The organism is Micromonospora sp. NPDC023956 (genome assembly GCF_040639195.1).
In the GTDB taxonomy this organism is placed as follows: domain Bacteria; phylum Actinomycetota; class Actinomycetes; order Mycobacteriales; family Micromonosporaceae; genus Micromonospora.
Window position 1 is genome coordinate 114,476 of sequence record NZ_JBEZZN010000019.1, and the last position, 11,455, is coordinate 125,930.

Sequence of the window (11,455 nt, forward strand, 5' to 3'; positions counted from 1 at the left end):
ACCCTTCACCCTCGTCCACGGGCACGGTCGTACCCGGCGGTAAGCCTACTCAGCGTTCAGGCCTGGACCCGGCTCAGGGCGTGGTCCCTGCGGCCAGCGACACACCGGCGACGGAGCGTCCCGTCGCCGGTGTGTCGTGGGGGTCACTCAGGACGTGCCGGACGACACCTCACGCTCGGCGGCGGGGGCGGTGCCGGGGGCGTCGCCCGGCACCGGCGTGCGCGGGGCGGTGGCGCCCGCCGGAGCGGCGACCGGCGGGATGGTGAACAGGTTCCCGGGGACCCGGGGCAGCCCCTTGGGCAGCAGCGGCACCGCCATGGCCGTGGTGATGAGGGCCATCAGCACCATCATGGTGAACATCTCGCTGTCCAGGACGCCCAGGGAGAGCCCGATGTTGAGGATCACCAGCTCGGTCAGGCCCCGGGTGTTCATGAGCAGCCCGACCGAGTAGGACTCCTGCCAGTTCATGCCGGACAACTTGGCGGCGATGCCGGCGGCGACGAGCTTGCCGACGCAGGCGGCGGCCATGATGATCGCCAGCTCGCCCAGCCCGGTCCAACCGAGGGCGCCGATGTTGACGTTGAGCCCGGTGACGATGAAGAAGATCGGCAGCAGCAGCCGGGTGGTGCTCTCCAGCGGGACGTGCAGGCTCTCGGCGAGCAGCGCCCGCGGCTCCCGGGGCATCACCAGACCGAAGGCGAAGGCCCCGAAGACCGCGTGGACCCCGATCCACGACGTCGCGTAGGCGGAGAGGAACGCCCCGGCGGCGATCAGCGGGACGAGGAAGGGTGAGGCCGTACCGCCCCGGGTGAGCAGGGCGACGAGCCGGCGCAGCAGGGGCCGGACCGCGAAGACCATCAGCGCCACGTAGAGCAGGAAGAGCCCGAGGACGATCAGCAGGGTGGAGGTGCCGTCACCGCCCGCTCCGAAGATGACCACGATGAAGGCCAGCAGCGTCCAGGCCATCACGTCGTCCAGCGCGGCGGCGGCCAGGGAGAGGGCGCCGACCCGGGTCCGGGCCAGACCGGTTTCGGTGAGGATCCGGGCCAGCACCGGGAACGCGGTGATCGACATCGCGATGCCCAGGAACGCGGCGAAGTAGCCGAACGGGATCTTCTCCCCGTCGACCACGTCGTGCCGGTCGTAGAGCAGGGCCGCCGCGCCGATGCCGAGCGCGAACGCGAGGCCGATCGCGGAGAGCGAGACCGAGGCGATCGACCCGGACCGGCGCTTGAGCAGTTGACCGTTGAACTCCCAGCCGACCAGGAACATGAAGAGCAGCAGCCCCACCTGGGAGATCATCGAGAGGTGGGGGCGGAGCTCGGCCGGGAAGAGGAAGCCGGTGACGTCTCCGGGCAGCAGTCCGAGGAGGCTCGGTCCGAGCACGATGCCGGCGGTGATCTCGCCGATGACCGGAGGTTGCTTGATCCGCCGGAACAGCATGATCAGCAGCGAACCGACGATCAGCACGATGGCGATGTCGGCGACGACGATAGCGACCTTGAGGTCGGAGTGTACGGAGTCCATCTGGGTCCTTGAGCTGTCGGTACGAGTACCGTTCGGAACCCGCGCCGGTGCTCTCCGGGCACGGACCATGGCCACACCTGTCAGCGGTGGGACGCGGGACCGGCTCGGGGGACGACTACTCGTCCCGCCCGGTGGCACACGAGCGCGGGCGTCGTGGAGAGCTGAGGGGTCGCTTCAGTGCGCCGGGCCCCGGCTGCTGTTGCCTGTCACCGGTCGTGTCGCCTCAACCCGGTGGTGGGTGGCCCGCTCCGACCCCCGGACATGGACCATCGTCGGCTGACCGGAGTGTGGGTGCGCGGATGGTCGGGGCGGAAATGCGACGCGACGGTGGCAGTAGAGAACAGCGTTTTCGAGACGCGGCACGACGACGGTTCTCGTGATGTCTACCGCCACACCCCCAAACTTGTCAGACGGCCCGTGGGCGCGACCTCGACACAGCCAAGCCCCGATGCTGGAGGACGCCACCGGATAAACCGGCCGTCAAATCTCCCAGAGGGTGGAGGATCCTCTCGGGACGATAGTTTGCCGTGGATTCACTGTCAAGATGGAATTTCCGGAGCGGAACTTATTGAGCCCTGGTGAACCGGCCTCTAAGGTGTCCGGAGAACATCTCACAGCCGCGTGGGGGGACGAATGCGGGCGCTACAGTTCCACGGAGGACACAAGGCTCAGGTCATCGACACTCCCCGCCCGGAGGCACCTCCCGGATGGGCTGTCGTCAAAGTGCACTACTGCTGCCTCTGTGGTAGCGACCTCTGGCTGTACCGGGGGAAGTGGCACGGCAACCGGTACCCGATCGTGCCCGGCCACGAGTGGGCCGGCGTGGTGGACTCCGCCCCGGAGGGGTACGAGTCGTGGGTCGGCCGCCCGGTCACCGGCGATCTGATCGTCGGCTGTCAGTCCTGCGGGCCCTGCCGGGACGGGCTGCCGGTGATGTGCGAGAACCTGATCGAGATCGGCTTCACCGTGGATGGCGGCTGCGCCGGTTACGTGGCGGTGCCGATCACCAACCTTTACCTGCTGCCGGAGGGGATGGATCTCGCCGCGGCGAGCCAGGTCGAGCCGCTCGCCGTCGCGCTGCACGCGGTGGACCGGATCAACCTCCGCCCCGCGGAGCGGGTCGCCGTGCTGGGTGCCGGCGGCATCGGCCAGCTCATCCTCCAGTCGGCCCGGGCGACCGGGGCCACGGTCACGCTCGCCACCGACCTGGTCGCCGAGCGTCGGAAGATCGCCGAGGAGAGCGGTGCCGCCGCCGCGGTGCACCCCAGCGAGCTGCCGGAGCTGACCAGCTACGCGGACAAGGTGGACGTGGTGTTCGAGGCGTCCGGCGACCCGGAGTCGGTGGTCCGGGCGCTCGACCTGGTCCGCCCCGGCGGACGGGTCTGCCTGGTCGGCTACCAGGTGGGCGCCGAGCACTCCCTGGAGACCGCCCGGCTGCCGCTGTCGTACGCCAGCCTGGTCGGCGTGATGGGGCCCGGCGGCAAGTACCGGGAGGCCGTCGACCTGATCGCGAACGGGGCGATCGACACCCGGCCCATCCTCACCGACATCGTGACGCTGGACGACTACGCCCCGGCCATCGACCGGGCGATCAACCGCACCGACGGCACCGTCCGGGTCGTCTTCGACCTGCGGAACGAGTAGCCACCGCACGAGCCGGACCGTGGTGTCGCCGTCCAGCGCGGCGACACCACGACCGGCCGGCCCCGGGCCGCCAGCCGTCATCGGCGCCGGGGTGCCGAGCCGTCGCCGGTTGATCCCGTTCGACCGAGGGCGGTCGGCGGGACGACCCACGGTGGCCCGGCAGGAAGAGCCGGGCGGACCACCCGAATCAGTCGACAGTGGACGGACGGGCTCACCTTGGGCCTTCAGACGGACACGCCGAATCACATATATTGGCCGATCCTGATTCCGACCAAAATGAGTGAGGCTGTCTATGTCTGACACGGCCAAACAAACGACCGGCACCGGGCCACGACAGCCCGACGCGGCCGGCCCCCGACGGCCCGGACTGGTGCTGACCCTCCTGGCCGCCTGCGCGTTGATGATCGTCCTCGACTCGACGGTGGTCTACGTCGCCCTGCCGAAGATCCAGCAGAACCTCGAGATGACCGGCACCGGTCTGGTCTGGGTGGTCAACGCGTACGCCCTGGCCTTCGGCGGTCTGATGCTGCTCGGTGGCCGGGCCGGTGACATCGTCGGCCAGCGGCGGGTACTCCTCGTCGGGCTGGTGGTCTTCGGCGTCGCCTCGCTGCTCTGCGGCCTGGCCGCCTCCCCGGAGATGCTGATCGCCGCCCGTGCCCTCCAGGGGGTCGGAGCCGCACTGGTCGCACCGACCTCGCTCTCGCTGATTCCGATCAACTTCACCGACAGCGCGGCCCGCAACAAGGCGATCGGCGTCTACACCGGCATCGCCGCGGCCGGCGGCACGCTCGGCCTGATCCTCGGTGGGGTGCTGAGCGACGTCGCCTCCTGGCGCTGGGTGTTCTTCATCAACGTGCCGGTGGTCCTGCTGGTGGTCCTGCTCGCGCCGGGTGCGATCCGGGAGAGCCAGCCGCAGCGCGGCTCGTTCGACATCGTCGGGGCGGTGACCTCGACCGGCGCGATGGTCGCCCTGGTGTACGCCCTGGTCCGCACCTCGACCGAGGGTTGGGACGACGTGGTCGTCCTGGCCTGCCTCGCCGTGGCGGCGGTCCTGTTCACCGTGCTGATCCTGGCCGAGCGGCGGGCCCAGCAGCCGTTGTTGCCGCTGCGGCTCTTCACCGACCGGGTCCGGGCCAGCGGCTTCGTCACCCTGTTGTTCTTCCCGGCCGCCTTCGCCGGCATGTTCTTCTTCCTCACCCAGTACTTCCAGGGGGTGTGGAGCTACTCCGCACTGCGCACCGGTTTCGCCTTCATCCCGGCGGCGGTCCTGGTCCTGGTCGCCGCGGTGCTGAGCGGGCAACTGGTGCCGAAGCTCGGCGCGAGCCTGGTGGCCGGGATCGGCGCGGCGCTCACCACCCTCGGGATGGTCTGGCTCACCCAGATCTCGGCGGACGGCGGCTACGTCACCTCGCTGCTCGGCCCGCTGGCGATCGCCGGGTTCGGCGCCGGTCTGATCTACTCCTCGGTCACCGCCTCGATCATGTCGAACGTGGCCCCGGAGGTGACCGGCGCGGCGTCCAGCGTGTTGCAGGCGGTCCAGCAGATCGGCCCGGCGCTCGGCCTGGCCGTGCTGGTCACCGCAGCGGGCACGCCCGCCGATCCGGTCGAGGGAATGCGCCGGGCGTTCTGGGTGGCCGCCCTGATCGCCGCGTTGCCGGCCCTCCTCGCCCTGTTCGGCCGCCGGTCGCGGACCAGCTGACGTGCCGACGCGGGTCACCGACCGCCGGACCCGGCGGCCGGTGACCCGCATCCGGGCGGTCGCCGACCGTCCCCTCTCCGCCGGGACGACCGTCCCGGCGCTGGCCCCCGACATCCGGGCCCGTAGGCGCGCGATCCGGCACGCCCGGGGCCACCCCCACCCCCACACCCACGTGGAGAACGGAGCAGACAGGTGGAGTCGGCAGCAGTGCCCCCCACTCGACCGTCCCTGGTGCTGACCGGGCACCGGGAGGGCGTGATCGGCGCGGTCTTCCACCCCGACGATCATCTGGTCGCCACCAGCGGCGAGGACGGCACCGTCCGCCTCTGGGACGCGACCACCGGCGAGCAGGTCGGCCGGACCCTCACCGGTCACACCGACACGGTCTGGCTCGTGACGTTCGATCCCGAGGGCCGGCTGCTGGCCAGCGCCAGCGAGGACCGGACCGCCCGGATCTGGGACGTCACCACCGGTGAACAGGTCGGCGGGCCCCTCACCGGGCACACCGCCGGCGTCTACGGCGTGGCCTTCCACCCCGACGGCGGGCTGCTGGCCACCGGCAGCGCCGACCACACCGTCCGGTTGTGGAAGGTGCCCGGCGGTGAGCCGGTGGGTGAGCCCCTCACCGAGAGCACGGACGAGATCGACGGGGTGGCCTTCCACCCGGACGGTCACCTGGTCGCCTCGACCGGTGACGCGGTGCGCCTCTACGACACCGCGACCGGCCGTCCGGTCGGCACCCCGCTGGTCGGGCACACGAAGGGCGCGGTCAGCGTCGCCTTCAGTCCGGACGGGCGGCTGCTGGCCAGCGGGTCCGACGACCTGACCGTCCGGATCTGGGACCACGCGGCGGGCGGCGCGGCGGTCGAGCCGCTGGTCGGGCACACCGACGCGGTGGACGGGGTGGTCTTCCACCCCAGCGGTCGGCTGCTGGTCAGCGCCGCCGAGGACTGCACCGTCCGGGTCTGGGACGTGGCCACCGGACGGCAGGTCGGGGAGGTGGAGACCGGGCACACCGCGCCGGTGTGGAACCTCGCCTTCGACCGGTCGGGCGAGCGCATCGTCACCGCCAGCCAGGACGGGACCGCCCGGATCCTGCCGTTCCCCGCGTACCCTGCTGCCGGGTGACCGTCGGGACCGCCGTACCCCACCTGACTCAGCTACCGAAAGGGACCACCCCATGACCTGGACCGCCCCCGCCGTCGACCGGAAACCAGATCCGTTGCTGGGCGACGAGACCGCCGTGCTGGCGGGCTGGCTCGACTACCACCGGGACACCCTGCTGCTGAAGTGCTCGGGCCTGACCGAGGAGCAGTTGAAGACCAACAGCGTTCCGGTGACCAACCTGACCCTGCTCGGGCTGGTGCGTCACATGACCGAGCTGGAGCGCTGGCTGCGTACCCTCTTCACCGGCGAGACGGCCGAGGACCCGTACGCGACCGAGGAACGTCCGGACGCCGCCTTCGACGACGTCGCCGCGGCGGACGTGCAGGCCGACCTCACCCTCTTCCAGCAGGAGGTGGAGCTGACCCGCAAGGCCTTCTCGCTGCGCGACCTCGGTGACACCTACGAGGACGAGGGCGAGGTGCGCAACATCCGGACCACGGTGGTGCACATCCTGGAGGAGTACGCCCGGCACAACGGTCACGCCGACCTGATCCGGGAGAGCATCGACGGCGCGACGGGCACCTGAGCCGTCGCCCCCGGGCCCGAGCCGTCCCGGTCTGCGGACCGGAACGGGGGATCGTCCCCGGCCGGCGATGCCGGTGGTCGGTCCCCCGTCGTCGCTCCCCCGGCCGCCCGGTCCCCCGCGACCGTCCGGTCCCGGGGGCTCGGGAAGCGGTCAGAGCTGGTCGGTCACGTACTCCACGCACTGCTCGAGACTCCAGCCCTCCGGCCGGCCGGGCAGCCCGTCCATCTGGCAGAAGGCCGAGTACACCCGGTCGAGCTGGGTCACCTCGCGTCCGACCAGGTCGGGCCGGGCGGCGGCCATCGTGTCGAGCGCGCGGTCGAGCCGCTCGAGCGCGTCGTCGACCACCTCGCCCCGGAAGCACGCGGACGGGTACTGCTGGTCGGACGGTTCGAGGATGAGCCCCTCGGCCAGGGCGTGCGGCAGGAGGACCTCCTCCACCTCGGGGGCGCAGACGAACTGGAACGCGGCTCCGGTGCCGGCCATCTCGATCGGCAGGTCCCGGGTGCTGATCAGCTTGGCCGCCTCGGACACGAACCGGGCACCGTCGACAGCCAGCTGCGCCTGGACGTCCAGCTCGACCAACCGGTCGAGGGTCGCCGAAGCCGCCGCGAAGCTGGGCGCCTCGAAGGTGAGGGTCGAGACGAACTCGGCCAGCGGCTTCAGGAACCGTTCGTCGCCGGCCACGCAGGAGAGCGGCCAGCCGTTGCTGATCCCCTTGGCGTACGTGTACATGTTGGCCAGGACACTTGCCTCGTTGACCGAGGCGCCCTGGCGGATGCGGTAGCCGTGCTTCACCTCGTCGGCGATGGTCACCACCCCGACCCGCTCGCACCGCTCGAACAGGTCGGCGATGTAGTCCGGCGAGACGTGGATGTAGTCCGGCGCGATGATCACGGCGGCCAGTTCGTCGGCGTGCTCGGCGAGGACCTGGTCGATCAGCTCGGGGAGGTGGTAGCAGTGCAGCACGCCCTCGGAGTTGGGCTGGCCCGGCGGGGTGAACTCCCACATCAGGTCGTACCCGTGGTAACCGCAGCTGGCGATCAGCCGCCGGCCGGTCACCCGGCGCGCGGCCGAGGCGGCGGCCCGGGTCGCCGCCGTGCCGGTCTTGAAGAAGGCCACCCGCTGATCGCCGGGGAGGTCCCCGGCGATCTGCTCGGCGAGGTGGTTCTGCAGGTCCAACGAGGCCGCCGCCGGGATGCCCGAGCGCACCGTCTCCACCACGGCGGCGGTGACCACCGGGTCGTTGTGCCCGAGCATCACGCTGCCGAAGGAGTTGGAAAGGTCGATCAGGCCCCGACCCTCCGCGTCGTATACGTAGGCTCCCTCAGCACGGACGAGGGTGATGCCCCGGGCCGCCTCGTACGGCGTGCAACCGTCAGCGTTGGCAATAATCATCAGCGAAACCTCCGGCTGTCCTTCGCCCCTCGGCCGGTCGTGGCCGACACGCGGCAAATCATAGGGGGCGACAAAGCCGAATCGCGAGTGCCCAACACCGAGTGGTATCGACGAGCGACGCGGCGTGAGCATGTCGTCAATTATCTGGGGAATTAGTCCAGTATGGAGGGCTGGATCGGATCGGGTACTTGCAGGTATTTGTCTCAGTCGCCGAGTCGATTACCGTGGAGAGGCACGGAGTCAGCGGGCGAACGCGCTGGTGGCAGCGCCTTCTGTTACGGAAGGTAATCAAGTGAAGGTTTTCCTCGTCAAGCCGCCGATCCGCGGATGCATGGTCGAAATCGGACGTCACGTTCCGATCGGTCTTGCCTACGTCTCGGCCGCGCTGCGTGCCGCGGGTCACCAGACGGAGATTTTCGACTCCCTCGCCTACACCGAGGACAACCACGTCGTCCCGGAGGCGGAGCTGACCGCGATCGAGCGGTCCAAGCTGGAGCGCCATCCGCGCTGGCAGCACATCATGCACTGGGGTGCCCGTACGGAGCGCATCGAGGCCGCCCTCGCCGCCAGCGGCGCGGACGTCGTCGGCATCTCCTGCATGTTCACCCCCTACTACGAGAGCGCCTACGAGCTGGCCCGGATGGCGAAGCGGGTGCTGCCCAACGCGAAGGTGATCCTTGGCGGTCAGCACGGCACCGTCGCCTTCCCGCACGTCCTCCAGGTCCCGGAGATCGACGCGGTGATGCTCGGTGAGGCCGAGGTGACCACGGTCGCCCTGCTGGACGCGTTCGGCGCCGGGCGTCCCCTGACCGAGCTGCTCGGCGTGGCCTTCCGGTGCGGCGAGGGGCACTGCGAGTGCGCCACGCCCGGCGCGCCGCACATCCGCCCCCGGGCGCCCTTCGTCGCCGACCTCGACTCCCTCGCGCCGCCCGCCGCCGACCAGCTCGACTTCGCCCGGTACGGCAACGCGGTCACCCTGATCACCAGCCGGGGCTGTCCGTTCTCCTGCTCGTTCTGCACCGTGCACGCCACGGTCGGCAAGCAGTTCCGGGCCCGTGACCCGCAGCGCGTGGTCGACGAGATCGAGCACTACGTCGAGGTGCACGGGGTGCGCCGCTTCCTGGTGGAGGACGACAACTTCACCTTCGACATCGACCGGGTGCACGCGATCTGCCAGGAGATCGTCCGCCGTGGGCTCGACGTCCGGCTCAGCCTGCCCAACGGGATGACCGTCGTGAAGCTCACCGAGGACCTGGTGGAGAGCATGGTCTCGGCCGGCTTCGACGACCTCTTCCTCGGCCTGGAGACCACCGACGCGGCCCGGCTGCGCAAGATGCGCAAGGGATTCACCTCGCTGGACAAGGTCTCCGCCGGGGTGGCCCTGTTCGAGAAGTTCGGGCTGACGGCGAGCGCCGCGATCATCGTCGGGCTGCCCGACCAGAGCCTCGACGCGATCGTGCAGGACGCGGTCAACCTGGTGCTGGCCGGGGTCGAGTTCTGGACCAACCCGTTCTACCCGATCTACGGCTCGCCGGACTACCAGACCTGCCTGACCCGGGGCATCGTCGACCCGCTGACCGACCCGGCCATGTTCGACCAGTTCAACTTCGCCTTCGCCAACGGCGTCCTGGAGGCGGACGAGCTCTACACGGCCTGGGTCGGCACCCTCGCCATGGCGCTCTGGCCGAAGTACGTCCTCGAGGGGGCGGAGCGCCGCGAGCAGGGACCGGTCTCCGTGGCGGAGGCCGGCGCGCGCCTGGTCGAGCACAGCATGGCGCAGCTCGACCCGGAGAGCCCGGAGGAGCTGCCGGCCACCGTGCGGGCGATCCAGGAGACCGCAGACGGGCTGCTGGCACTCGGGCACCCGCTGGGATGTGTCTGCGTGATGCAGCACGTCGCGGACGCCGAGAAGGGCGCCGGCGCCGACCAGTTCTGCCGCTTCGCCGGTGACATGATCGCTGCGGCCATCGCGCTCTACAGCGGTCAGCCGCAGGTCAGCGCGCAGGTCGGCGCGCAGACGGCCGGGCAGTCCGAGGGGTGCTCGTTCATGGTCCGGTCCACCGGCGACGAGCGGATCGGTCGGATCCAGCGCCGCTTCGTCGAACTGCTCGACGCCAGTCGCCGGGACGCCGAGCTGCTCACCGCCGAGCCGGTCGCCCACTGACCTGCTCCGGCCGCCCCGCCGGGCATCGGCTCGGCGGGGCTGTCGACCTCGGGTTCCACCACCGATGTCCCGGGGCGGTGATCAGGGCCGCACCGATCGATTACTGGGTGTAACGACTCTGATGGGCCCGATCGGGCGTGGACAGCTACCGAAAAGTGCATTCGGGTCGTTCTCCCGGACAATTCGGCCGAGCCTTTCGGGCTGTTCCGCCGGAATTCGGTTTCCCTGGGCGGGTGCCGTCGCCGGGTTATCCGAGGGTTGCCCGGAAAGAACACGGTAAGTGATCCGCAGGTCATCGGCGGTGCGGTCGGCGGGGGCCGTCGATCCCGTCGAATCGGCCGATCGCGGGAGGATTGACCGGCGAATACTCCGTCCCGTTGTCGAGGCGTGACGGAAAGTGAAATCACTAAACGTCAGAAACCGTTTCGGCCATTCCGTGCATAGTTACGGTGCTATATGCTGGCGGCCACGGTGTCCCTAGGGGACAGCTGACGGCAGTCGCCGACCACAGGTCGCGCGGGCCCAGCTGGCGCGCCAGCCGAACAACTCGGCGCCGATCCCGGTGCACTCCTGGGGCAAGGGTCGAATCGGCGAGAGAAGGTAGCCAGGACATGGATTCTGCCAACTTGACGAACCGAGGGCTGGTTGAGCGGGCCCGTCGCGTGACCGCAGCGGAGAAGTACGACATCCAGACCCGCTTTTCCGCGATGATCCAGTCGGGTGACGGCGCCTGGCTGACGGACGTCGAGGGCAACCGGATGGTCGACCTCACCGCCAGCAGCGGGACGATCATCCTGGGGCATCGTCATCCGGCGGTGATCGAGGCGATCGTGCGGCAGATTCGGGATTACGGTACGGCGTTCGCGTCGACGTTGTCGGTGCCGCGGGTGGAGTTGGCGGAGCGGTTGTGTGAGCGGTACGAGTGTGCCGAGAAGGTGGTGTTCCACAAGTCGGGTTCCGAGGGCACGGCGATGGCCGTGCGATTGGCTCGGGCGGCGACGGGGCGGGAGTTGATCCTGTCGTGTGGTTACCACGGATGGCATGAGTGGCAGTTGGCGTCGGAGTCGTTCGGGTATCAGCAGACGACTGGTGTGGTGGGGTTCGGGTACAACGAGAAGGCTCTGGCGAAGATGCTGGAGGCGTTCGGCAACGAGGTCGCCGGGGTGCTGATCTCGCCGGAGATGTTGTACTTCGATGTTGAGTTCTATCAGCGTATGTCGGCCTTGTGTGCGCGGTATGACGTGCCGTTCATGATGGATGAGGTGTACACGGGGTTCCGGGCGGGGCCGAAGGGTGTGCATGGTTTGGGTGTGCCGGCTGACGTGGTGGTGGT

Annotated in this window: 8 protein-coding genes; 6 read left to right on the plus strand and 2 right to left on the minus strand. The window is 69.8% G+C overall.

Translation table 11 applies throughout. The features are described from left to right. Positions 1-147: 147 nt before the first annotated feature. Positions 148-1,527: a cation:proton antiporter gene (locus AB0F58_RS27010; RefSeq protein WP_357148604.1), complete on the minus strand. Its 1,380-nt coding sequence runs from the start codon at positions 1,525-1,527 to the stop codon at positions 148-150. Between the two features lie 633 nt (positions 1,528-2,160). Between AB0F58_RS27010 and AB0F58_RS27015 the strand changes: the two genes are divergently transcribed. The 4 genes from AB0F58_RS27015 (at position 2,161) to AB0F58_RS27030 (ending at position 6,563) form a co-directional block, all read left to right on the plus strand. Then, positions 2,161-3,171, plus strand: coding sequence for an alcohol dehydrogenase catalytic domain-containing protein (locus AB0F58_RS27015; protein ID WP_357148607.1), 1,011 nt, complete (start codon positions 2,161-2,163; stop codon positions 3,169-3,171). A gap of 292 nt (positions 3,172-3,463) precedes the next feature. After that, on the plus strand, positions 3,464-4,870 hold the full coding sequence (locus tag AB0F58_RS27020) for an MFS transporter (RefSeq protein ID WP_357148610.1): 1,407 nt from the start codon (positions 3,464-3,466) through the stop codon (positions 4,868-4,870). Positions 4,871-5,062: 192 nt separating this feature from the next. Continuing rightward, positions 5,063-5,998, plus strand: coding sequence for a WD40 repeat domain-containing protein (locus AB0F58_RS27025; RefSeq protein ID WP_357148613.1), 936 nt, complete (start codon positions 5,063-5,065; stop codon positions 5,996-5,998). A gap of 52 nt (positions 5,999-6,050) precedes the next feature. After that, entirely contained in the window at positions 6,051-6,563 is a 513-nt protein-coding gene (locus tag AB0F58_RS27030) for a DinB family protein (protein WP_357148616.1), read from the plus strand. Positions 6,564-6,713: 150 nt separating this feature from the next. On the opposite strand, the gene AB0F58_RS27035 is transcribed toward AB0F58_RS27030, so the two are convergent. Beyond that, complete coding sequence (locus AB0F58_RS27035) at positions 6,714-7,958, minus strand: aminotransferase class III-fold pyridoxal phosphate-dependent enzyme (protein WP_357148618.1); 1,245 nt, start codon at positions 7,956-7,958, stop codon at positions 6,714-6,716. A gap of 292 nt (positions 7,959-8,250) precedes the next feature. On the opposite strand from AB0F58_RS27035, the gene AB0F58_RS27040 reads away from it, so the two are divergent. Further along, positions 8,251-10,122: a radical SAM protein gene (locus AB0F58_RS27040; protein WP_357148621.1), complete on the plus strand. Its 1,872-nt coding sequence runs from the start codon at positions 8,251-8,253 to the stop codon at positions 10,120-10,122. Between the two features lie 611 nt (positions 10,123-10,733). Further along, the coding region (locus tag AB0F58_RS27045) for an aminotransferase class III-fold pyridoxal phosphate-dependent enzyme (protein WP_357148623.1) at positions 10,734-11,455 on the plus strand (722 nt) is incomplete at its 3' end.

What these genes read in the sequence shown, in the direction of transcription:
- AB0F58_RS27010 (WP_357148604.1), bottom strand. Translation starts at nt 1,527, where the DNA reads ATGGACTCCGTACACTCCGACCTCAAGGTCGCTATCGTCGTCGCCGAC.
- AB0F58_RS27015 (WP_357148607.1), top strand. Translation starts at nt 2,161, where the DNA reads ATGCGGGCGCTACAGTTCCACGGAGGACACAAGGCTCAGGTCATCGAC.
- AB0F58_RS27020 (WP_357148610.1), top strand. Translation starts at nt 3,464, where the DNA reads ATGTCTGACACGGCCAAACAAACGACCGGCACCGGGCCACGACAGCCC.
- AB0F58_RS27030 (WP_357148616.1), top strand. Translation starts at nt 6,051, where the DNA reads ATGACCTGGACCGCCCCCGCCGTCGACCGGAAACCAGATCCGTTGCTG.
- AB0F58_RS27035 (WP_357148618.1), bottom strand. Translation starts at nt 7,958, where the DNA reads ATGATTATTGCCAACGCTGACGGTTGCACGCCGTACGAGGCGGCCCGG.